The 24,990-nt window shown below is 45.9% G+C and carries 15 protein-coding genes; 7 read left to right on the top strand and 8 right to left on the bottom strand.

Features of this window, described 5'->3' with window-relative positions; translation table 11 throughout:
* Positions 1–208 precede the first annotated feature (208 nt).
* Positions 209–1,729: a bifunctional phosphoribosylaminoimidazolecarboxamide formyltransferase/IMP cyclohydrolase gene (gene purH / locus DR864_RS16280; RefSeq protein ID WP_114067981.1), complete on the top strand. Its 1,521-nt coding sequence runs from the start codon at positions 209–211 to the stop codon at positions 1,727–1,729.
* Between the two features lie 243 nt (positions 1,730–1,972).
* Positions 1,973–9,376, top strand: coding sequence for a T9SS outer membrane translocon Sov/SprA (gene sov / locus DR864_RS16275; RefSeq protein WP_114067980.1), 7,404 nt, complete (start codon positions 1,973–1,975; stop codon positions 9,374–9,376).
* Between the two features lie 88 nt (positions 9,377–9,464).
* Here the strand turns inward: sov and DR864_RS16270 are convergent, their stop codons facing one another.
* Positions 9,465–9,926: a RidA family protein gene (locus DR864_RS16270; RefSeq protein WP_114067979.1), complete on the bottom strand. Its 462-nt coding sequence runs from the start codon at positions 9,924–9,926 to the stop codon at positions 9,465–9,467.
* Positions 9,927–9,979: 53 nt separating this feature from the next.
* Positions 9,980–10,789, bottom strand: a complete 810-nt coding sequence (gene argB / locus DR864_RS16265; protein WP_114067978.1) for an acetylglutamate kinase — start codon at positions 10,787–10,789, stop codon at positions 9,980–9,982.
* Between the two features lie 45 nt (positions 10,790–10,834).
* Here argB and recO point away from each other — a divergent pair, with 45 nt between their 5' ends.
* Positions 10,835–11,530 (top strand): DNA repair protein RecO, encoded by a 696-nt coding sequence (recO, locus tag DR864_RS16260; protein WP_114067977.1) that lies wholly within the window; start codon positions 10,835–10,837, stop codon positions 11,528–11,530.
* Positions 11,531–11,557: 27 nt separating this feature from the next.
* Here the strand turns inward: recO and DR864_RS16255 are convergent, their stop codons facing one another.
* Positions 11,558–12,289, bottom strand: a complete 732-nt coding sequence (locus DR864_RS16255) for a metallophosphoesterase (RefSeq protein ID WP_114067976.1) — start codon at positions 12,287–12,289, stop codon at positions 11,558–11,560.
* 194 nt (positions 12,290–12,483) lie between these two features.
* Entirely contained in the window at positions 12,484–12,768 is a 285-nt protein-coding gene (locus DR864_RS16250) for a 2TM domain-containing protein (RefSeq protein WP_114067975.1), read from the bottom strand.
* A 503-nt stretch (positions 12,769–13,271) separates the two neighbouring features.
* Between DR864_RS16250 and DR864_RS16245 the strand changes: the two genes are divergently transcribed.
* The 3 genes from DR864_RS16245 to DR864_RS16235 all read left to right on the top strand — a co-directional run bounded on the left by DR864_RS16245 (position 13,272) and on the right by DR864_RS16235 (position 16,580).
* Positions 13,272–14,018: a hypothetical protein gene (locus tag DR864_RS16245; protein ID WP_114067974.1), complete on the top strand. Its 747-nt coding sequence runs from the start codon at positions 13,272–13,274 to the stop codon at positions 14,016–14,018.
* 183 nt (positions 14,019–14,201) lie between these two features.
* On the top strand, positions 14,202–14,465 hold the full coding sequence (locus DR864_RS30545) for a colicin immunity domain-containing protein (protein WP_114067973.1): 264 nt from the start codon (positions 14,202–14,204) through the stop codon (positions 14,463–14,465).
* Between the two features lie 489 nt (positions 14,466–14,954).
* Positions 14,955–16,580 (top strand): ABC-F family ATP-binding cassette domain-containing protein, encoded by a 1,626-nt coding sequence (locus DR864_RS16235; RefSeq protein ID WP_114067972.1) that lies wholly within the window; start codon positions 14,955–14,957, stop codon positions 16,578–16,580.
* 62 nt (positions 16,581–16,642) lie between these two features.
* Here the strand turns inward: DR864_RS16235 and DR864_RS16230 are convergent, their stop codons facing one another.
* The 4 genes from DR864_RS16230 to vapB all read right to left on the bottom strand — a co-directional run bounded on the left by DR864_RS16230 (position 16,643) and on the right by vapB (position 19,415).
* Complete coding sequence (locus DR864_RS16230) at positions 16,643–17,323, bottom strand: LytR/AlgR family response regulator transcription factor (protein WP_114067971.1); 681 nt, start codon at positions 17,321–17,323, stop codon at positions 16,643–16,645.
* Between the two features lie 3 nt (positions 17,324–17,326).
* The gene (locus DR864_RS29860) at positions 17,327–18,025 is read right to left on the bottom strand and encodes a sensor histidine kinase (RefSeq protein ID WP_162793890.1); all 699 of its coding nucleotides are present in this window, start codon (positions 18,023–18,025) and stop codon (positions 17,327–17,329) included.
* Positions 18,026–18,626: 601 nt separating this feature from the next.
* On the bottom strand, positions 18,627–19,001 hold the full coding sequence (locus DR864_RS16220; RefSeq protein ID WP_114067969.1) for a type II toxin-antitoxin system VapC family toxin: 375 nt from the start codon (positions 18,999–19,001) through the stop codon (positions 18,627–18,629).
* 12 nt (positions 19,002–19,013) lie between these two features.
* Positions 19,014–19,415 carry a type II toxin-antitoxin system VapB family antitoxin gene (gene vapB, locus DR864_RS30200; RefSeq protein ID WP_229599400.1) on the bottom strand — a complete coding sequence of 134 codons (402 nt, stop codon included), beginning with the start codon at positions 19,413–19,415 and terminating at the stop codon, positions 19,014–19,016.
* Between the two features lie 106 nt (positions 19,416–19,521).
* Here vapB and DR864_RS16210 point away from each other — a divergent pair, with 106 nt between their 5' ends.
* Complete coding sequence (locus DR864_RS16210; RefSeq protein ID WP_114067968.1) at positions 19,522–24,987, top strand: alpha-2-macroglobulin family protein; 5,466 nt, start codon at positions 19,522–19,524, stop codon at positions 24,985–24,987.
* The last annotated feature ends 3 nt before the right edge of the window (positions 24,988–24,990 follow it).

Genomic DNA, 24,990 nt, shown 5'->3' with positions numbered 1-24,990 from the left:
GGTTTCCTAAAGACCCGCCTTGTTGCAGGTTTTCTTTTTTCATTCTTCCTTTTCTAAGATTAAAAGCAGTAATTTTGCGGCTTCATTTTTTATCAGTGATGTAATCAGTTGTTAATTAACCGCTTTTGCTGCACTAACGATTTGTTCGTCAGGATAATTAATTCATTCCCCACGATAAATAATCAACAGTGCAGAAGCACTCAATTCAATGAAAAAAATCCAATCGGCTTTACTTTCGGTCTATTACAAAGACGGTCTCGAACCTATTGTCCAACTTCTCCACCAAAATGGCGTTAAGCTGTATTCGACGGGTGGTACGCAAACTTTTATCGAGAACATGGGTATTCCCGTGACGGCGGTGGAAGACCTTACGGGCTATCCCTCCATTTTTGGGGGGCGTGTCAAAACCCTTCACCCTGCGGTTTTTGGCGGTATTCTGTACCGTCGCGAAGATGCAGGTGATGTAGCGCAGGCTGCTCAGTTCAAGATTCCTGCCATTGATTTGGTGGTGGTAGATTTGTATCCGTTTGAAGAAACCGTGGCGTCGGGAGCGAGTGAAGAAGACATCATCGAAAAAATTGACATTGGAGGAATCTCGTTGATTCGGGCGGGTGCCAAAAACTTTCAAGATTCACTCATCGTATCGTCGCGCACGCAATACGCGGATGTTTTGAGCATTTTGACCGAGAAAAATTGCAGCACTGAACTTTCAGATCGCCGTCGTTATGCGCAAGAGGCTTTTGCGACCACGAGCCATTACGACACGGCCATCAATCAGTGGTTTTTGGGGAAATCGACGCCGGATATTTACGCGTTTACCGAGTTGCCGCAAAATTCATTGCGCTACGGAGAAAACCCGCACCAAGCGGCCACTTTTTACGGAGACTTAGAGGCAATGTTTGATAAACTTCATGGTAAAGAGTTGTCGTACAACAACTTGGTCGATGTAGATGCGTGTGTAGCATTGATTGATGAATTTGGGACCGAACCCACATTTGCCATCATCAAACATACCAATGCCTGCGGCGTAGCTACCGCAGCTACCGCCAAAGAAGCCTACGCAACGGCCTTGGCCTGTGATCCAGTTTCTGCCTTTGGAGGAGTGATTATTACCAACGCTACCGTTGACGTGGCCACGGCCGAAGAATTGAATAAATTGTTTATGGAAATATTGATTGCTCCCGCCTATGAGCCTGAGGCATTGGCGTTGTTGCAATCGAAGAAAAATCGCATTTTACTTCAGCGTAAAAATGTGGAATTGCCCGCTAAGATGTTTAAAACCATCTTGAATGGAGTACTTGAGCAAGATAAAGATTTGGTAGTGGAAACCGCTTCACAATTTAAAACCGTAACTGCCAAAGCACCGACCGAAGCAGAAGTACGGGCGTTGGAGTTTGCGCTGAAAGTGTGCAAGCACACCAAATCAAATACGATTGTGTTGGCCACCGAAAACCGCCTGATTGCCAGCGGAACTGGCCAAACCTCGCGCGTGGATGCATTGCGCCAGGCCATCGACAAGGCACTTGCTTTTGGGTTTGAACTGAAGGGCTCAGTAATGGCTTCTGATGCGTTCTTCCCTTTTGCTGATTGCGTGGAAATTGCCCGTCTGGCTGGTGTAACGGCCGTTGTGCAACCGGGAGGCTCCATTCGTGACCAAGACTCTATTAACTATTGCGATGCAAACGACATGGCGATGGTAACCACGGGCGTGCGGCATTTTAAGCACTAGTATTCTAAAATAATCAGATTGATAAAAGAGATTATCTCAAAAGGGTAGTCTCTTTTTGTTTCTATTCAAGCTTTTCTTAAAAATCCGTAAGTTGTACAATTCCGCCTTTTTTGGCTAAAAATTGCGTTTATCTCGTGCCTGTTTCTATCTTTACCCCACATTCTTAAAAATAGTTGAACGCTCAGAGACGATTGGCAAGGTTTTAGCCGTTAAGGATTTGAGTACCCAGACCGCTGAAGAATCGTGGGAATTATCAGAAAACAGCTCTACCTTATCTCTACCAAATCATACTTTATCATCGGGCTAGTCGTAGCTCTGTGGTTAGTTGCGTATGTGGGGGTTGCTCAACAACCGACCAACCGACGTCCCGTGGCTCAGGATACCAGTCGAAACGACCGTCAAAGTCGTCGGCTGCTCTATTCTCGTTGGAACGACCGTATTGGTAACCGTTTCATTTATACACCGCCCCGTTCCACTTTCTTTCTGAAAGAGCCCAAAGGGCTTTCCAATGAATTTCGGTTGGATACCACCCGCCGTATTTCGGTTTATGAGCGCATTGGCGATGCAAAATTGCCCACCCTCAACTACCGCGACCCGCTGAGTATGAGCTACGAAGATTTCCAGAAATTGCAGGACAAACGGGTCTTTAACTACCTCTGGCGTGATTATTCTTCCAAACAGGACGGCAAAGGCGCGCTTGGTGCGCGTGGCTTGTTGCCCAAATTGGACTTACCTCCAGGCCTTGACCGTATTTTTGGCAGCAATCTTGTCGATTTTAAACCCAACGGTTTTGTACTGTTGGATTTTGGCGTGTTGCACCAAAATATTGACAATCCGCAGGTGCCTATCCGTCAGCGGAAATCCACGAACTTCCTGTTTAATGAGCAAATCAACATTAACTTTAACGGAAAGATTGGCGATAAGCTGGGAATGTTGACCAACTTTGATACTAAGTCAAGTTTTAATTTTGAGAATCAGTTCAAACTGGATTATCGTCCAGGAAATCTTCCCACCAACTCCGCTAATCTTCCTAATGCTTCCAATCTCCCCAATGCTGCGGGTTTAGGTCAAAACGGAGTGCCGGGCTTGGGTCAAAATGGTAGTGCAGGCCAAAATCCATTCGGTGGTTTGGGGGCAGGGCCGCAGAACTATATTCCTGAAAACGAAAGTATCATTCAGGGAATTCAGGCGGGAAATATCAACTGGCAAATTCCTTCGCAGTTGATTCCAGGGGTGCAAAATTTATTCGGGGCCAAGGTTGATTTACGTTTCGGACGTTTGACTACCACGGTTGTAGCTTCACAGCAACGCTCTAAACAACAGTGTATTACGTTACGAGGAGGTGTGCAAAATCGCCCGTTTGAAATTCGTGCGGATGCCTATGACGAAAATCGCCACTTCTTTCTCTCTTATTTCTTCCGCAATAATTATGAACGCTGGTTGGGCAATCTTCCCATGATTATGTCGGGGGTGACCATTACGCGTTTGGAAGTGTACGTAACCAACCGCACCAACAATACCGAAACCCTGCGCAACTTTGTCGCGTTTTCTGATTTGGGAGAATCTGCCCCCGTCAACAGCGCCAATCCAAATCTGGCACCCATTGTGGCCAATCAGCCGGTCAACAACAAAAGCAACGGCCTGTATCAAAAAGTAACCAATGATCCTGAACTTCGCGAAGCGGACAAGACGAGTTTTGCACTCGACAGCCGCTATAACCTCCGTCGTGGTGATGATTATGACCTCCTACGCGGCGCTCGGAAGTTGAGCGAACGCGAATATAAATTTCAGGCGGAACTGGGCTATGTTTCATTATTAACGCCGCTACGCAACGATGAGGTTTTGGCCGTGGCTTATGAATATACCCTCAATGGACAGAAGTTTAAAGTAGGTGAGTTGACTGAAGATTATCAGGCTCGCCGCGATGACGAAGTGTTGGTGTTGAAGTTATTGAAATCATCAACGATTCGTAACAATACGAGCCACCCGATGTGGAATTTGATGATGAAAAATATTTACTCATTGAATACTACACAAGTTGGAAAACAAAATTTCCAACTCCGAGTGATTTATAAAGATGATTTAACGGGAATTGACAATCCTAACCTACAGGAAGGGCCGATAGCCAACGTACCGTTATTGCGCGTCATGGGATTGGATAAGTTGAACCCGCTCAATGACCCCGTTTTGGATAATTCAGGGAAAGCCATTGGGGACGGTAACTTTGACTTCGTAGATAATGTCACGATTGATAGTCGTTTTGGTCGTATTATTTTCCCCGTTTTGGAGCCTTTCGGTTCAAATCTAGTGAAGCAGTTCAACAGCGATCCAGTATTAGCCAACAAATACGTCTTTAATGAGCTGTATCGTACTACCCAAATCGACGCGCAGCAGGTAACCGAGAAAAATAAGTTCTTCCTGAAAGGGTCTTTTCAAGGCTCGTCGGGTGGGGCGTCAATTCCATTGCCATTTGGCGTATCTGAAAAATCAGTAACTGTACGTGCGGGTGGTGTTCAGCTCCAGCCAGGTATTGATTATGCTGTAGAAAGCCAATCGGGCTCAGTGCGGTTGATTAATGAAAGTGTGCTGAATTCGGGCCGTGACATTGAAATTTGTTATGAACAGCCAGACTTGTTTCAGAACCAAATTCGTCGGTTGTTAGGGACTCGCCTGAACTACGTTGTTAACCGCGATATGCAGATCGGCCTTACGGCCATGAATATGCGCGAAACGCCGCCGGGCTTTTTGACCCGCGCTGCGCTGGGCAACGACCCCGTCAACAACAGCATCATTGGGGCCGACATTACTTTTCGAAAAGAGTCTCGTTTTCTGACAAAATTGTTGGATAAACTGCCTCTTTTACAGACCAAGGAGATATCAGCTATTCAGTTTCAGGGAGAAATCGCGCAATCTTTTGCGGGCTTGCACCCGCAGGTCAGAAACCGCATCATGATTGATGATTTTGAAGCGGCTCGTACGCAGTTTGACTTAACTCGCCAACCGACGCGCTGGCGTTTGGGCGGTACTCCGCAGCAATTCCCGCAAGGCACCCCGACCAATCCACTGGAATATGCCTACAACCGCGCCAAAATATCTGCCTATACCATCGACATTACGTTTTCTCCCCAAGCACAAGTGGGGTTAAGCGTTCGTCCAAACATTACGACGCAGGATTTTAATAATTTCTACGAACGACTTTTTACCCCGCAGGATATTTTCAAAGGACGGGGGCAGTATTTGGTCAATTTGCCAGAAAACATTCTGGACATTGCGTATTTCCCGCGTGAACGGGGAATGTACAATTTTAATACCGACCTTGACCCCGACGGAAGGCTCAAAAATCCACGGAAAAACTTTGGTGCCATTACGCGGGCCATTGGGTCAGACGTTGATTTTGACAATGCCAACGTCGAAATCATGGAGTTTTGGTTGATGGACCCCTTTAAAGAAGGTCCCAACGGGGTGGTTCGTGATGGAGTTACCAATACCAATAACACGACAGGGGGGAAATTGTACTTTAACTTGGGTGAGGTTTCGGAAGACGTGGTTAAAAACGGACGGTACGATTTCGAGAACGGATTGCCTTTGGACGAAAAAAGAACCACTACCACGGGAACACTTCCCGCTAACGTGGCCGAATCGGCCTGGGGCTACTCTACACGGCAACAATACATTATCAATGCGTTTACCAACGAGGCAGGTGCTCGGCCAAAGCAGGATGTAGGATTGGATGGCTTGAGCAATGAAGAAGAGCGAACTTTCTTCCAAAATTACATTCAGAACCTTCCGCCTACCCTCAAAACAGAAGCCCGTAACCAAATCTTGACCGACCCGTCGGGGGATGACTTTGAGTTTTATTTCAGTGCGAAAGCCGACAGCGCCAATAAGAAAATCGTTGAGCGCTATAAAAACTATATGGGGGTAGAAAACAATACGCCGGAGTTTCAGAGCAATAACGAAATTACCGCCGCCGCCACGAATTTGCCCGATATTGAAGACCTCAACACCGACAATACCATCAATGACCAAGAGGCCTATTATGAATACGAAGTAGACCTAAAGCCGGGGCAGTTGGACGTAGGAAAACCCTATATTGTGGACAAAGTAAGTGCCCCCAATGGTGCTAGTGAAGAAGTAAATTGGTACTTGTTCCGTATCCCTGTGCGGGAGTTTACGCGCAAAGTTGGGAACATCAATGGTTTTAAATCCATCCGTTTTGTGCGGATGTATATGACCGATTGGGAACAGCCGGTGGTTTTGCGTTTTGCGCAGTTGCAAATGGTTGCCACGCAATATCGTAAATACACAGGCGACCTCAACGCCCGAGGTTTGCAGGAAGTTCCCGAGCCTTACGACGCGCAGTTTAAAATTGCTACCGTTAGTGTGGAAGAAAACAGCGCTCCCGTAACCACAGGCGGACAAGGCCAAGGGCGCAATATTTACACTGTACCTCCGGGATGGCAACGTGATGTGGATTATACCACCCCTAACCAACGCCCGTTGAACGAGCAATCCATGAGCCTCTGCGTGACCAACTTGCGGGATGGTGACTCAAGAGCGGCTTTTAAGAATGTAACGAGCCAAAACCTGCTTTTCCGTGAGCGCCTGAAGATGTTTGTGCACATGCAAAATGACCAAAATGAAAACGGTCAGGTGTCGGCATTTATGCGTTTGGGAACGGACGTTTCGGAACATTACTACGAAATTGAGGTGACTAATTTGCAGGCCACGCCACCCAATGAAGCGGACCCCGAGCGAGTTTGGCCCCAACAAAACGAAATTGATATTGAAATACCTTGGCTGATAGAGGCCAAAGCGGAGCGTGACCGTCAGGCAAGTGGGACGATTTCGGCGCCTTACACAGTCACTAAAACTGATGCCATTGGCCGAGTGTACCGGATTACCGTGGTGGGCCGGCCCGATTTGAGCAACGTGATGATTATCATGATTGGGATGCGAAACCCACGTACGCCAGACCAACAACCCAAAAGCTTTTGTATTTGGGTCAACGAAATGCACGTGCAGGGTTTTGACAATCAGTCGGGGACGGCGGCGATTGCGCGGGCTGACATCAAACTGGCGGATTTAGGGACGGTGCAGGTGGCAGGAAAATACACCACGTTTGGTTTTGGTGGGGTTCAGCAAAAACTGACCGACCGCTCCCGCGACGATTCGCGCGAGTTCAACCTTTCGGCGGCGCTGGCGCTGGATAAATTTTTGCCTGAAAAATGGGGCTTCAAAATTCCGTTGTATGTCAACTATGACCTGCGCGACGTAAAACCACATTTTAACCCTTACGACCCAGATACACCTTTGTCGATGTCGCTGGCAAATTATGCTGAAAATGACCCGCGACGGGCGCAGCTCGAAAATGCTTCTACGGAAAAAGCCGAGCGGCGTGGGTTTAACTTTTCCAACGTACGCAAAACCAAAACAAGCCCGAACGCCAAGCGGCATTTGTGGGATTTTGAAAACTTCTCCTTTACCTACGCTTTCAACGAACAGACCCGTCGAACCAGTACCATCGCCGATTATGCCCAACGGCAGTATCGCGGCGGTATTGTCTATCAATACGGGTTCCCACAGCGCTCGTGGGAGCCTATGCGCAACGTAAAGGGTTTTGAACGGCCCTACTTGGAACTGCTCAAAGATTTCAATCTTTCGCTGTTGCCTACGCAAATAGCCGTGCGCTTTGATGCCGACCGTAGTTTTGTACGTACGCTGTATCGTGGTGCCGACCTCACAGACGACAGCCAAGAGCCTTTGTTTGAAAAATATTTCTTGTTTAATCGGGCCTATGACCTCTCCTGGAACTTGACCAAAAACGTGGTCTTGAGCTACAGTTCGTTCGCCAATGCAGTGGTGGATGAGCCCCAAGGAGATATTAACACGCGAACCAAGCAAGATTCGATTTGGCGTAATTTTAGAAACTTTGGTCGGATGAAAAACTTTGACCAAAAAGTGCGTCTTACTTACCGGTTGCCGTTGGAAAAAATTCCGTTGCTGGACTGGATGACCGCCGACTATAACCACAATATTACGTACCAATACCAAGCCAATTCGTTGGGAATACAGGATAGTTTAGGGAGCGTTTTTGGAAACGTAGCCCGAAATAGTTTGGAACGGTCGATTCGCGGCAAAGTGGATTTAGTGAAGGCATATAACAAGCTACGCTACCTCAAATTTGCTAATAACCCTTCGCCACCGCGCAAAAATTTTGCGCGTAGTCCAGGTGACGATGAAGAAATAAACCGTGAACCGAGCAAATTGCTCAAAAACCTGACGCGTCTACTGATGGCGGTGCGAGGAATTGATGTGGATTATACGCGGCAAGAAACCACAACGCTACCGGGCTTCTTACCTTCTACGCCCAAAGCCTTGGGTTTGGATGCCATCAATGCGCCCGGTTTGCCTTTTATTTTTGGTAGTCAGGATCGTACCATTCACTACCGAGCTGCCGAAAACGGTTGGTTGTCGAAGAGTACCATGCTGAATTTACCCTTCATGCAAACCCTTAATAGGACGTTCCGGATGAGTACGCGTATTGAGCCTTTCAAAGATTTTAGGGTGCAAATTGAAGCGCGACTGACCCGGGGAGATGACTACCGCGAGTTTTATCGTCCTTCTACGCCCGGCGGACCGTATGAAGTCCAAAGTCCGATTCGTAACGGTAACTTCCAAATGTCGTTTATGTCGTTCAAAACGGCTTTTGCAAAAATCAATTCAGACAACAGCTCCCCCGTTTTTGACCAATTCAAAGCCAATCGGCAGGTGGTACTTGACCGCCTTATGGCGACGAAACGTGACGATCCTGAGTACAAGGGAGGTGAATACAATATCAATTCACAGGATGTATTGATTGCGGCGTTTTTTGCGGCGTATAATGGCAAAGATCCCAAAGAAGTGCGTCTTAATCCGTTTTTAGGATTTCCGTTGCCTAACTGGCGCGTAGACTACAACGGACTGGCGCAACTACCCGCCTTCAAGAAAATTTTCAGTTCGTTTACCTTAGAGCACAGTTACCAATCGACCTACAGCGTGGGTAACTTTACGTCGTCGCTGGACTACGGTGCCATGTTTGTCAATTTGGCGGTAATGAATTATCCGATTGCCTCCTTTGCCAATGAAGAGGGTCAGTTTGTGCCCGTGTTTGTGATGAGTACAATTACGATGTCGGAGAAATTTGCGCCGTTGATTGGGATTCGGGCGCGTACGCAGAATAAGATTGATATGCGTTTTACGTACAACCAAGACCGCAATATATCACTCAACCTTTCGAACTCTCAAATTGCAGAATTATTCAACCGCGACGTAACCATCACATTAGGCCTGACCCGAAATAATGTGCGGATTCCGTTCCGTATCAATGGGGAGTTCAAAAAATTGAAGAATGATTTGCAGTTTCAGTGCAACTTTACCATTCGCGATACGCGCGCCATACAGCGGCGTTTTGACGAGCCGCCAACGGCGATTGCTGGTAATTATAACTTCCAATTGCGTCCGCAACTTAATTATACCGTCAGCAAATTGTGGAGTTTGCAGCTTTATTTCGACCGTACGTTCAACAATCCGTACGTACTTAACTCTTTCAGAAGGGCTACTACGGCAGGAGGAATCCAGGTGCGGTTTAACGTAGCGGAGCTGTAAGTTTTACCTCACCCCCAGCCCCTCTCCTTGTTTAAGGTTAAGGAGAGGGATGCCAAATGTGGGACTGCAAACAGATGCGGTGAGGTATTTACGCCAGTTCAAAAATCACTTCTATTTCAATCGCCGCCATGCGCGGGAGAGAGCCCATTCCTACCGCGCTGCGGGCGCCAACGCCTTTTTCAGGGCCCCAAATTTCGGCAAATAATTCACTGCAACCGTTCATGACGAAGGCGTGCTGTTCAAATTCTGGAACGGCGTTAATCATGCCCAGAATTTTCACAACTTTATTGATTTTGTCGAGGCTACCAAAATAAGAACGAAGCGTAGCGAGCAACAAATAGCCCGTTTTGCGGGAGGCTTCTTTTGCCTCTTCGGCGGTGAGGTCTCGGCCTACTTTGCCCGCAATCAGGCTACCGTCGAGGTCTAAAGAGATGTGTCCAGAAATGTAAGCTAAATTACCCGTTACAACGACGGGGGTATAAACGCCTCCTTTGGCGGGAGGTGATGGAAGAGTAATGCCCAGATTGGCAAGGTTTTGTTCGGGAGTCATGTAATTATAGGATGATGAAAAATGAGGATAATGAAAAATAGCGATGAATTGAATTAACCAAGCGTAAGTTTTGTCCCGGCTGTTTTTTTGGTTAATGCCAAACCGAGTTGGTCGGCATGGCAAATAGTCACCTCCGCAACGCCGTTGCGCAGGGCCGCAAAGGCATTGTCTAGTTTCGGAATCATGCCTTTATAAATAGCTCCTGCGGTTTTGCAAGTGGCGTAAAGTTCAGGCGTCAGTACAGGAATGACGGTGTCGTCGTTGTCGGCATCGAGCAGCACGCCATTTTTTTCAAAACAATAGACCAGATTTACGTCATAAAATTCAGATAATCCAACGGCTACGGCCGAGGCCATTGTGTCGGCATTGGTGTTGAGCATCACGCCCAAGGTGGGGTCAAAGGTTAATGGTGCGATGATGGGCAGGAGTTTGTTTTTTAGGAAGGCGGTCAATTGCTTGCCATTGACGGCGTCAATATCTCCCACAAAACCGTAGTCAATCACGGGGTCTACTTTGTCATTGACGGGGCGTTTGTGTGCTCGAATCAGGCCCGCATCCGCGCCCGTAAGCCCGATGGCGTTGCTGTTTAACGATTGGAGGGTGGCCACGATGTTTTTGTTTACCAATCCTCCGTAGACCATTGTTACCACATCGAGCATGGCGTGGTCGGTGATACGGCGCCCTTCCACCATTTCGGTGGGGATTCCCAATTTTTCGGCCACTTGGGTGGCGATTTTACCTCCTCCGTGGAGCAAAATCTTATTGCCTTTCAACGCCGCAAAAGAGGTCAGAAAAGAACGTAGCGCCTCGGAATTGTCGATTATATTTCCGCCAATCTTGACAACGTATAGCTTTGGTTTCATAAAAATCTGTACATTTTGTGTTATTTTCGCTTCAAAGTTACACTCATGCTCCACAAAACACGCGGTATTGTTCTCAATTATATTCGCTACCGTGAAACTTCCATTATCGTTAAGATTTACACCGAAGATTTTGGCATTCAAAGTTACATTGTAAACGGCGTACGCAGTGCAAAATCCAAAACCAACCGCATCGCTCTTTTTCAGCCGCTTACTTTACTAGATTTAGTCGTTTATCACAAAAACAAAGAGCAAACCATTCATCGGCTTTCGGAAGTGAAGTGCAGTTTGCCGTTTCGAAGTTTGCCGTTTGATTTTATCAAATCAAGCATTGCGCTGTTTGTAACGGAAATGTTGGTCAAAACCCTGCGTGAAGAAGAAGCCAATCAGCCGCTTTTCCATTTTTTGATGGAAGGGATTATCTACCTCGAAGAAGCCGATCAACATTTTGAGAATTTTCACTTGCAGTTTCTGGCTAAATACGCCTTTTATCTGGGATTTGGGGCCGAAACCGTCCATGAAATGGAACAGCAGCTCAAAGAAAATCTATACCCTTACGCGCTAGATGCTTCCACCCGCGAAGTCACGCAGAATTTCATTCTGATGCCGTTTGATTACCCCGCGTCGTTGGACCGGCAGCGGCGTGGGCAATTATTGGATACCCTTATTTTTTACTTCAAAATCCATTTAGAAGGTTTGGGCGAAATCAAGTCGCTGGATGTATTGCGGGAATTGATGAAGTAAGTGTCTGATTATGAAATTTTTATATCCTTAATTGTTTCGCCCTTTTTCGTTGGGATATAAACTTTGCACGACGTCGCTTTGCCAAAACTCCTTGGTGTCGATGTCCATGATACTAAGTCTGCCGTGAAAAGCGGCCCCCGTGTCGATGTTCCAAACCGTGGCAGCGTGCATCGGAACATCTATGTTATAATTGAGCGTGGGCGTATGACCGATAAATATCTCTTTGAAAAGTTTCAGGCGTTTGGGAATCATGGCTTCGTCCTTTTGGTTCCGGCGTTCTATTGTGAGCGCGGTTTCCCAGAGGGTTCGGTCCCACAAAAAATTGTTGTCATCGTGCTCATCTTCGGGGCCGTGAATGGAAGCAAAACCCGCGTGCACAAACAGACGATTTTGCGAGTCGATGTGATAACTTTTCAATTGGTTGAAAAATGACAAATGGATTTGGCGGGTTTGAAAATCCATGTATCGGTAACTCTCCGCCGTGCTGCTTCCGCCGTGCATGAGCCAAACGTGGGGTGCTAGGCCGCTGTCAAGCCAGTTTTCGCACCACATATCATGGTTTCCTTTCATGAAAAGGCAGGTTTGCGTGGTCGCTAGTTCCATAAGAAAGGTAATGACTTGGGCGGATTCGCTCCAACCATCTACATAGTCGCCCAAGAAGATAAGGGTGTCGCTGGGTTGAATCTCTGCGCGTCCAAGCGCTTGCAACAAAGCCTTCAGCCCGCCGTGTATGTCACCAATTACTAACGTTCTCTTCATTGTTTTGGGTAGCCGCCGCTTTTTCAAAACCAAGGTGTTGACAGATACAAATGTTGGCTAAATGATTAGCAAATGCAACCTATTCTTCATTTTTCATCATGAAAACGGGGGATGAGTTTAACGTTTGTAGCTAAACTCATCCCCCGTTTTGGGGCAACTCTACCTTGAGATTGACTAATAATGGTGAGTGATTTTTAATTTTCTCTTTCCTGACGGAGCAATTTTCGGTATTCTTCTTCCGTGGCTTTTTGCTCATCAAGTAGCAGGCCGTAAGCTCCGATGCCGTGAAACCCTAAGCCAATACCCCACGCCCACCACAAATCAACGGGTACTCGGCCGCCTGAGACCAGACACAGCAACGAAATAACAGAACAAACGATTAAATAAACGATGGCGTGTTTTTGAAATTTCACCCGACGGCGGGCGATTTTCATTAAAAATTCATTGCGTTCGGGGGCGGAGGTGAAGGTTGTGTTCATGGTTATAAAGGTTTTAAGTTTCGGTTAATTTTTGTTTGAATTAGGTGCTTTCGGCTGTTTGTTGAATCAAAAATAGCGGATGGGCGAGTGCTACGCCGGCAAATTCCGACGAAGCGTAGAAAGTGTTGTGTCAGATTTAATAGGAGGGGAGTGAAATGTGAAGGCCCTGCCTTCCAAGTAATAGGGCTTGACAAAAAGTGTTCAATCGGGCGAACATCTTTTTCAACTACATCAGAGCATTTTCTGTATAATTGTGTCTTACGAAACGGGAGGACTTAATGTATTGAATGTAGATTAATTATCTAAAATACAGATAGTTAAATCAGAAAAAGCGGTTCGCCTACATAAATTTAAATGGTTAGTGTAAAGTTATTTCAGTGAGATACAAGTAGTCTTATAATAGGATTTATGATAAGCAGGGTAGATAGAAAACTTCATCCTATAAAACTCCTTTTGAGAATATTACCCTAACAAAATACCTTTGCAACAACACAACAACAACAATGGGACAACGCAAATCATTAAACGAAAGGCGACTGACGAAGAAGCAAGTCCAAGACTTAATAAAGTCTGAAGGACGACTTCACGATGAATACACAAAAGAGTCAAAGGAAACCTATGCATCTGGTTATATAAAACAAGACTTAGTTTACGAATTGCCTAATGATAGAATTCTTTTTGTATTTGACCCAAATGGCACCTTGCTTGCAGGTAAAGGCGACATTTATCCCAAAGACTACTTTGCAAAATCTGTAAAATGGCATAAGCGAGTTAAGGACGACTATGCTAACAATCGAGGCAGTTCAGTTGACCATTGGAGATTTTATTCAAAATATCAATCCAACCTCATTAACCAAGTTGACAGACTTATTTCGGAACTGGCAGACAAACTCCAAATTGATATTAAGCAACTTGACAAAAGCTATAAAAGTTTGGACATCGTTTCTATACAGACAGAACTTTATGATATTGATAAAGCCCTCACTGACATTTATGACAACTTAGTTGCCTACGTTGGAGAAGTAATCCGTAAAAAAGTAAATGGACAATGGAAAATCAGTATCGATTACGACGGAGATTGCCCATATATTGACATTGGAATTAATGATGTCATGTATATGCCTATCAATATTGTATGGGAAAATTTACAAGGGCTCGACGCTGTTGATTTTAGAAAGTCAGTAGGAAATGAAGCAAGACAGGTTGGCTTTAGACACGGAAAGAAAATTAAACAGAAAGAAATTCGTTAGCCAACAAAAGTAGTACTGCCAGTGGTGAGAATGGACACTGAAATATCAGCTACTGAAAACAAAAGGCAATAGACTGGAATACAGGCCTTAAAAGCGGCCAGAAATGCAGTTCAACAATGAATTTTATGATAAGCAGGATATGTTTGATAACGGCGACTTGATTGAATTATCCTAAACGTTTATATGACTGAACAAAAATACAAACTGCTTATAGACAACTACCTTAACAAAGGGAGCAGCGTAGAAAAATTCACAAATGCGTTCTTCCAGCAGTGGAAGCATGATAGAGACAACGAGATTGTTCATGACTCTAAATTTCAACGGCTAATAGACCGATTGTTCACAAGTTGTGATTGCTATTCAGAAAATCTCCAGCGACCTATTGAGATTTCAGAAACCGAATTGAGAAACGAGGTAGGGCTTTTATCTCACATTTGGTGGGGGTGAATCAACAGTGTCTAACAGGAGTTTTGCCTCATCGAGGGCAACGAATGAATTTCAAGCTTGACGAATAAATTCGTTGTATAAATACAGAATACATATAGTGAAAACAATCTCATAAAACGGGCATTTTGTGAGACAAGAATCAATCCTGAAAACTCTTCCAAATAAACGCTCAAAATTGTCTCAACGAATCGTCCGCGCAGGCGGCCCTGTCATAAATCAATGTCTCAATGTGTCGTTTTGGCATGACATAGTGAGATATTTTTATTGTATCCAGATGTAAGCGTCAACCTACAAAAAAATCTGTAACAGCCGGGGCATTTGTGATGAATCATAAATCATCTGCCAGTCACCAAAATGGGTTATCTCTTTCGCTGACCAATGGAGATGGCCAGAACAAGCAAGGCCATTGAACAGGTATATTTATAATCGGCATTCCCCCGAAAATTTTGTATTTTTGCAGCATCTTTTACAGAAAATTTCAATTCATTAATGATAACGGTATCAAACGTGTCGTTGCGCTACGGAAAACGGGTGCTTTTCGACGAAGTAAATATTAAATTTAATCCAGGTAACTGCTACGGCGTTATTGGGGCCAACGGGGCGGGTAAATCCACTTTTTTAAAAATTTTGTCGGGCGAAATAGACCCGCAGACGGGTACGGTTGCCATTACGCCCGGCCAACGCATGGCCGTACTGAAACAAAATCAGTTTGAGTTTGACGAGTTTCAGGTGTTGCAAACGGTGATCATGGGGCACAAACGCCTCTATGACATCATGATGGAAAAAGACGCCATCTACGCCAAAGAAGATTTTACGGAAGCCGACGGCGAAAAAGCCGCCGACTTGGAAGCCGAATTTGCCGAGTTGGACGGCTGGGAAGCCGAGCCAGAAGCCGCCTCTCTATTGAGTGGATTGGGCATCAAAGAAGACCTGCATTATGCCCAAATGACCGACCTCGATCCTAGCCAAAAAGTGCGGGTGTTATTGGCCCAGACTCTTTTCGGCAACCCTGATATTTTGCTGTTGGATGAGCCTACCAACAACCTTGACGTGGAAACGGTGATGTGGTTGGAAAACTTTTTGAACAACTTCAAGAACATCGTCATCGTGGTTTCCCACGACCGCCACTTCCTCGACCAAGTGTGTACGCACGTGGTAGATATTGACTTCAGCAAGGTGCAGATGTACGGCGGTAACTATACCTTCTGGTACGAATCAAGCCAATTGGCGTTGAAACAACGCGCCGACCAAAACAAGAAATCGGACGAGAAGCGGAAAGAATTGGAGGAATTTATTCGTCGTTTCAGTGCCAACGTCGCCAAGTCGAAGCAGGCAACGGCACGGCAGAAAATGTTGGAGAAACTCAACGTCGACGAAATCAAGCCTTCGTCGCGTAAGTATCCTTACATCAATTTCAAACCTGAGCGCGAAATCGGTGATCAGGTATTGAGCGTAGAAGGTCTTTCCAAAACCGCCGAAGACGGAACCAAACTGTTTGAGAACGTCACGTTCCGTCTGAATCGGGAAGATAAAGTGGCCTTTATCGGGCGCAATACCTTGGCCATCACGGCGTTGTTTGAGATTCTTCAGGAGCAAATCAAACCTGATTCGGGCGATTTTAAATGGGGCGTAACGGTCACCAATGCGTATTTTCCGAAAGACAGCGACCATTATTTCCAAACCGATGACAACCTAGTGGATTGGCTGCGTCAGTTTTCCAAAGAAAAAGACGAGAGCTTTATTCGCGGATTTTTAGGACGCATGCTGTTTTCGGGCGAAGAATCGCTCAAAAAAGCCAGTGTGCTTTCAGGCGGTGAAAAGGTACGTTGTATGCTCTCGAAAATGATGCTTTCGGGCTCCAACTTCCTGACCCTCGACGACCCCACCAACCACTTGGACCTGGAATCCATCACCGCGCTTAACAACGGTTTAATCGAGTTCAAAGGTGCGATGATGTTTTATTCGCACGACCACCAATTCATTCAAACGGTCGCCAATCGCATCATCGAAGTTACGCCGAACGGCATCATTGATAAACTCATGACCTACGACGAATACATCACCGACGATCGCGTAAAAGCGCAGCGTGAGGCGTTGTATGGAGAGTTGGTGTAAATCACTGAATTAAAGTAATATGTACGAAGAGAGCCGCCAAATAAAAGGGCGGCTCTCTTTTTTTATCGCAACAGCAACCGCTCTAAGCCCTCGCGGTACAGTTCGCCGATCGGCACATTTCCTTTGGCCAAGGTGAGTTGATGGCGTTCTATTTTTTGGATGGCTTCAATCGCGACAATGAACGATTTATGAACGCGGATGAATCGCTCCGACGGTAATAAGCTCAACATCTCGGTCATGGTCATGCGCGTGATGACGCGGCGATTTTGCTCGTAAATAAACAGCAGATTCGTGTCGGACTGAATGTACAGAATCTCATTCAAAGACACCCGTACCCAATCGTAGCCTTCCTTGACAAAGATAGAACTTTGGCCTTCTATGCGTTGGCTGAGGTGCGCATGAACCCGATTGACCGCCTGCAAAAAGCGGTCAAATTCGATGGGTTTCAGCAGATAATCAATGGCCTGTACTTCAAAACCCTGCACGGCATACTCGGAATAGGCCGTGATGAATATGATCTGCGTTTGTCCGCGCAGGATACGCGCCAGTTCCGTACCGGGCATATCGGGCATTTTTACATCTAAAAAAACACAATCCACCCGCTCATTTTTGAGAAAAGCCAATGCTTCTTTGACGCTCACAAACGTACGTTTCAAGGCCAGAAACGGTACCAGCTCTGCGTATTGCTCAATAACGGCCAAGGAGGCTGGTTCGTCGTCAATGGCGATGCAGGAGATTTTCATAGCTTACAGCTGAAGGGTCAAATCAATTTCAAAGGTATCTTGTTGTCGGCCACAATGTAATGAATACCGGTCAGGATAAAGCAACGCCAAGCGTTTTTCGGTATTTTTCAAACCCGTTCCCGCGCCTTTTTTTTCGGAGTGGTGAGTTGTAATACTGTTTTTTACGGTAAGGTGCAGTGTTCGGTCTTCCACTCGCAAGTCCACGCGCACAAAGCTCGGCTCATCAATGCTGACGCCATACTGAAACGCATTTTCGATCAACGGAATCAGCAGCAGCGGCGCAATGTCGGCGGGTTCTTGGTCCCAAAACAGCGTGGATTGAATCGAAACATTGGGGTGCTCCGGCAAGCGGGCGCGTTGAAGTGCGATGTACTTTTCAATAAACATCAGTTCTTTTTGAATATCCGTTTTTTCCTGCTGCACTTCCTCGACACTGTGCCGCAAAATCCCTGAAAGCTGTTGGACCAACTGCGCCGTTGAGGTATCTTTTTCCGTGAGAGCCGAACCGTAAATGGTATTGAGCGAATTGAACAAAAAATGCGGGTTCAACTGCGCCTTCAACGACTGGATTTCCGTTTCGCGTTGTAGTTTTTCCAATTCTGCCTCCCGCCGGCGGCTTTGCCAAACGTACATGATGAGGGTAAAGAAGGCGGTGTAGAGGAGATAAAAAATAATATCATCAATCCTCAGTCCAAGTAACATACTTACGAATCCGTTTTGAGTAAGAATCGTAAAAGAATCCACTAAAAGAGGAAAAAATGGACGAAACAGATTACCATTATTTTTTTGAGTCTCTATCCATGCCAGATTTTTTTCATATTCGTAAGTGTAATTAAACAGCAACCAATCGTGAAAAGCCCAAAGAATGATTTGAAGAAATATCAAAAATCCGAGGAATAAGTAAAATTTAATTACAAAACTTTTAAACTGTTTTTGAAGCAAATCCTGAAAAATATACAAGTAAAAGTACATTGATATTGAAGTCAACAAAAATGCATTGATAAAGGGGGCATTTTTGTTGGCAAATAAGTCTATTAGAATAGATTGCCAGGGGATAAAGGCGTTTACATGTTCAGTGCGATAAATCCAGAGATAATCATTTAGAGCAAAAGTCCATAATAGCAAAAAGAGAAGAATGATAGCATAATGAAGCCAAAAAAGTCGCCATTTGTTGATTTGCATAGTGGTAAAGATAAGGATGATGATGCAAATCAAAAACAACCCAATGAAGCCTGAAAATAAAGGTGGCAAACGCCCTCAATGACGTGGCGTAAAGGCACGGACGATAGGATGAAGGGAATAACTACCAAATCCTTTGAACAGGATAAGGGTCTATTTGTATATCAATACTCAGCAGAATATAGTTTTGAGTGATGGCCTCTGCAATCAAGAGCCTGTCGAATGGGTCACGATGATGGAGCGGCAGGGTTTTTACTACTTCAATGGCTTTTTCGGAAATTGGTAAAATCGTAATGGCTTCTTTTCGTAACTGAGCTATCATCTGGTCAATGGTATATGTAAGAGCAAGCTTGCCAATGGAAACCTTTATGGCTATTTCCCAAAAAGAAGCGATGTGAACGAAGCAAATTCGGTGTTCTATTAACTTCTTGACTTTGGGGGATAACTGAGCATTTTCTTCCAAATACCACAACAAAGTATGCGTGTCCAATAAATACATTACGAATAATTTTTACATATACTCTTTGAAATCCTCCAGGGGAGCATTGAAGTCGTCTGAAATATACGAAACTAAACCCTTCATACTGCCGGCTTTACGTTTGGGTACAGAACGCTTTGTTTTATACTTAGAAGAAAGATAGCCAACAAAGTCTAGTACTTCCTGCTGTAAAGAAGCGGGCAGTTTGTTAAACTCTTTCAATAACAATTGGTCGGTTGCCATCTCTTTTGATTTTTCTGCAAATTTATCAAATTTTTCTATCCTGACGTCAAAAAAATACTGGTGGCTTGCCCACAACGCGGCGTTAAAATCTCCTGTACAGGCCGCCAAATAAATGGGAAATTCTTTTGTTGTTTTGTGATAACAATTTCCCGTACTTTTAGCGTTAATACGCTTAAATTCTAAACCTCTCACCCTAATGCGCTCCTTGTTTAGCAGTCGCTTCCAAGCCTACTTTGTCACCCTGAAAAGGTCTGAAAACACTTTCTTTCAGAATGACCAAGATACTTATCGTCCTAAAATGAAATTCGTTCGTTTTTCCCTTTTTACGCTTCTCTTTTCCACACTCTTCTTTACACAATGTGGAAAACTCAATGAAATTCGGGTGGTGGGGCGAAATTTTGAGGATGAAATTAATCTGGCACAAAACCTGGTCTTTACCTTCAACAAAGACATTGTTTCCGAATCAGAACTGAACAGTTGGGAGTCGACCAAATTTGTGGAGTTCATCCCTGCCGTGGCGGGAAAATTTAAGTGGACTGCACCCAACGAACTGATTTTTTCGCCCGCGAGTGGCTTTGAGCCTGCTACCGAATACCGCGCCGAGCTGAGCAAAGAGCTGGCGAAGAAAACCATCGAAAAACGCTACGATGTATCTGGCGAAGAAATCGAATTTCATACGCCATATCTCCAACTCACCGAAGCCGAAACCTACTGGACTAAATCGCGCGAAACGGGCAAAGCATTGGCCAAAGCCAAGTTGCATTTCAACTACGCCGTCAATGGCGGTGACGTGGGCGGAAAGTTGAAGGTAAAAAGTGAGGAGAAAGCACTTAGCTCTTCCATTACGCAATCGCAAATAGCTGAGGCTGTTACGGTTTCGTTGAACGATGCCGTCGCTGATAAGAACGAACAACCGCTAGAGCTATCGGTCGAAAAAGGGTTGAAAGTGCCCAACACGGCATATACCAGCAAAGAAGATATTACGCTCTCAGGCACGATTCCGTCGGCCACGACCCTCGAAGTAAAAGAGGTAAAAACGGGTTTTGAGAACAACCGTGGCATGGTGCGGGTCGTGACCACGCAGGAACTTCAAAATGTGGATTTGTCGACCTTTTATACAATTCAGCCCGCCGTACAAACCAAGGCCGAGCTGACCGAAAACGGTTTTATCATTCGGGGAGATTTTAACGAAACAGATACCTACGTGTTGACCCTCACCGACCAAGTGAAAGGCGTTTTGGGGGCAAATTTAGAAGAAGTGGTTAGTAAAGACCTGTTCTTTGGCATGATGCCCGCAAGCATTGCATTTGCCAATAAAAAAGCGGTGTATCTTTCTTCCAAAGGCGCGCGCAACGTGGGGGTGCAAATTGTGAACGTGCCTAAAGTTCAGGTAAAAATTGCCAAGATTTATGAAAATAACATTTTACAGTACCTGCGAAATAACCGCTACGAAGAGTACGGATACTTGGGTGGCGACGACAATTGGGGACCTACGGGCGCGTATAACTATCAGGAAGATGACAACCAATCTTACAGCGACCTTGTGGTGGATAAGACCGTTGAGACCGATAACCTCCCCAAAGTAAAAGGCGTTTCGGCGCTCAATCTGGGCTTGCCAGATGCCCCCAATGCCTTTCGCGGTATTTATTTGGTGAGCGTGCAGTCGAAAGATGAGCAATACCAACGCGCCAATAAATTGGTTTCGTTGTCAGATATTGGGTTGATTGCCAAACAGGGAAAGGATGAATTGTGGGTGTTTGCTAATTCTATCAAAACCGCCGAGCCGCTGGATAAGCTAGAAATTAGCCTTATTTCTTCCAATAACCAAACCGTACTGACAGGAAAGACCGACAGCAAAGGCGTGGTTAAGTTTGAAAAATTGTCGGAAAAAGCTCCTAATTTTTCCATTGCGATGGTGGTGGCCCACAGCGGTGAAGCCCAAAGTCGCGATGCCGATTTTAATTATCTCCTTCTGGAAGATACGCAGGTCGAAACGTCTCGCTTTGAAGTGGAAGGTAAGCGCGACAATAATTCGGGTTTTGAAGCTTTTATCTACGGTGACCGGGACATTTATCGTCCTGGCGAAACCATTCATTTCAACACGGTGGTGCGTCAGCAAAACTGGAAAAGTGTAGGGGAGGTGCCGCTGAAGATCAAAGTGCTGTTACCCAACGGCAAAGAGCTCAAAAATTATCGCGTATCCACCAACGGCGAAGGCGCGGTAGAAACGTCTTTGGCGCTCGACAAAGCCGCCGTGACGGGTGGGTACAGCGTGGAAGTATACAACGCAAATGATGTGTTGCTGGCCTCTAAAAAGCTGAATATTGAGGAATTTATGCCCGACCGTATTAAGGTAGACGCCAAAACCAATCAGGAATTTTACCGAACCAGTCAAACCATTACCCTCAACGCGACGGCGCTCAACCTGTTTGGGCCTCCTGCGTCGGGACGTAATTATGAAATGGAGTTTTCGCTCAAACGCAAAGCTTTTTTTGCCGCCAACTACAAAGAGTACATTTTCGATATGCCCGACAACGCCGTTAAGTTTGAAAATGTGCTGCGGCAAGGCGTGACTGATGACAATGGTTTGGCAAAAGAAGCGTTTTTACTTCCCGCCGAGTACCAAGATTTGGGCGTGTTGGAAGGAAAAATTTACGTCACAGTTTTTGACGAAACGGGCCGCCCCGTCAATCGCCTCAAGCGCTTTGATGTGTTTACGCAGGATGTTTTTTACGGGGTAAAAATGGCCGATAACTACGTGGGACTCAATGCGCCCGTACCTATTGGGTTGGTAGCGGTCGATAAAGACGGAAAGCCCAAAGCAACGTCTCAGGCCCAAGTGGAAGTAATACGCATGGATTACCAAACGGTAGTGGAAAAACAAAACGATCAATTGCGTTATTCTTCCAAAAAGCGCGAAAAAGTAGTGTATTCCAACGTCGTGAATTTTAAAAACGGTTTGGCGGAAGTTCGTTACGTGCCAACTGTGTCGGGGGAATATCAAGTGCGGATACGGCGCACGAGTGGGTCGGTGGGGACACCGACCACTGGGTATTCGGTGATCAACTTTTACGCTTATGGTTGGGGAAGTACTTCGGCCTCGTCGTTTGAGGTGAGCAATGAAGGAGAAGTGCTCATGGAATTTGACAAACCAAGCTATAAAGTAGGCGACAAAGCCACGGTTTTGTTCAAAACACCGTTTGTGGGCAAATTATTGGTGACGGTCGAGCGCAATAAAATACTGGAACACACCTATTTAACGACCGATAACAAATCTGCCGAATTCAGTTTCTCCGTGGGCAGCAATCATTTGCCGAATGTTTTTATTTCCGCAACTTTGATTCGACCGTTGGACAACTCTAACCTGCCGCTGACTGTGGCGCACGGGTTTGCGTCGGTCAAGGTCGAAGATGAGGATACGAAACTGCCCGTGGAGATTGTTGCCGTGGAAAAGTCTCGTTCCAAAACCAAGCAAAAGATTCGCATCAAAACGGCCCGCAATGCGCAAGTAACCGTGGCCGTAGTGGATGAAGGAATTTTGCAAATCAAGAATTTTCAAACGCCAGATATTCATGGATTTTTCTATCAAAAACGGGCCTTGGAGGTTAGTAGCCACGATTTGTACCCGTTTTTGTTCCCCGAACTTTCACTGGCTTCCACCAGCAGTGTGGGGGGAGATGGTTATGATTTAGAAAAACGCATCAATCCGCTTTCCAACGGACGGGTTAATTTAGTGGCCTATTGGTCTGGGCAACTGGACGCGGGCATGGACGGTGAAGCCGAATTTGAGGTTGATATTCCCCAATTTTCGGGTGATTTGCGCATCATGGCCGTGGCTTATAAAGACAATGGTTTTGGTTCGGGCAACAAAAACATGAAAGTGGCAGACCCCATCGTGATCAGTACCGCTTTGCCGCGCTTTTTGAGTCCAGATGATGAACTGATTGTGCCCGTCAACGTAACTAATACCGAAAAAACAGCCGCCAACGTGCAGGTAAGCCTGAGTGTGAACGGCCAACTTCAGAATTTGCAAGCCAAAAGTCAAACGCTGAGCATTGCGCCCGAAAAAGAAAGTCGTACTTCATTTGTGGTAAAAGCTGCACAGGCGATGGGTACTGGCAGTGTGACTGTGACGGTCAACAACGGCAAAGAAAAGTTTGTAGAGAAGACCGAATTAACCATACGGCCTGCCACTTCATTGCTGAAAACATCGCAGTCAGGTGTGATAGCAGGTGGTAGTGCAGGAACTGTTGATTTAAGTGGAAATGACTTTATTCCTTCAACGGTCAGCAGTAAATTGGTGGTGAGTCGCTCGCCGATGGTGCAATATGCCAAAGCCTTGGATTATCTGTTGGGATATCCACACGGTTGTATTGAGCAGACAATCTCCAAGGCATTCCCCCAACTGTATTTTGCCGACATCGCCAAGTCGATTGCGCCAAAGACCTACGTGGTTAAAAGCGGAGATAGTGACTATAATCCGACCTTTAATGTACAGGCGGCGATTCAAAAAATAGAAAGTATGCAGTTGCCGAGCGGTGCGGTGAGCTACTGGCCCGCAAGTACCGAAGAGTCTGCTTGGGGAACGGCCTATGCCACCCATTTTCTCATCGAAGCTCAACGCGCAGGATTCGAAATCAATCAATCGGCTTTGGGGCGCATGTTGGATTATTTGACCGTAAAAACAGGCTCACCCGCTACCGAGTATGACTACACCTACGACGAAGCAAGTGGCTATACGCAGGTGACGATTGCGAGCCGTTCGTCGCTGTACTCGCTGTATGCCTTGGCGTTGGGCGGAAAAGCCAACCGCGCCTCGATGAATTATTACAAACAAAATCAGCAGTTGCTGACGTCAGATACGCGCTATCTGCTGGCGGCGGCTTTTAAGCAGATTGGTGATGAGCGCAGTTACGTTGCTTTACTGCCAGCCGCTCTGGCCGAAACCCGCTCAGCGCGCCAATTAAGCGGCAGTTTTGCATCGCCCATTCGGAATTTAGCGTTGACGCTGAATACATTGATTGAAACTGACGCGAGTAACCTGCAAATTCCAACCTTGGCGCGCCGCCTGTCGCAGGCGCTCAATTCGACCGCATACTTAAATACGCAAGAGGCTGCGTTCTCGTTTTTGGCATTAGGCAAACTGGCTAAGAAAAATGCCGGTTCGACGGTAACGGCTAAGTTGGCAGTAGGCAGTAAGCAGTTGGTGGCATTTGATGGGAAAGATTTGGTATTACAATCACAAATCGCCAACCGTAAATTGCAAATCAACACTTCAGGTAAAGGGTCTCTTTACTGGTTTGCGCAAAGTGAAGGTCTGAGTGCTACGGGTGCGTATGTAGAAGAGGATGCTGGTCTGCGGGTACGCAAGCAGTTTTTGAGTCGTAACGGCCAGCCATTGAGTACCTTCCGTCAAAATGATTTAGTGGTGGTGAAAATTACGCTGACGAGTACCGACGGCTCTCCCGTGGAAAATGTGGTGGTAACGGATTTACTTCCTGCCGCCTTTGAAATTGAAAATCCGCGTCTGACGGAGCCGCGCGACATGCCGTGGATTAAAGCACCGAGCATCCCAAATCATTTCGATATTCGCGACGACCGCATCAATTATTATACTACAGCCGATAACACGCCGAAGACGTTTTATTACATGGTGCGTGTGATTACCAAAGGCACATTTACACTCGGTCCCGTTTCGGCCGATGCGATGTATTCGGGAGATTTCAGAAGCTATTCGGGAGGAGGAAAAGTGAAAGTAGATTGAGGT

Source organism: Runella rosea, assembly GCF_003325355.1.
Lineage (GTDB): Bacteria > Bacteroidota > Bacteroidia > Cytophagales > Spirosomataceae > Runella > Runella rosea.
Note: the sequence above shows the minus strand (reverse complement) of the source record. Positions and strands in the feature narration are given on the sequence as shown.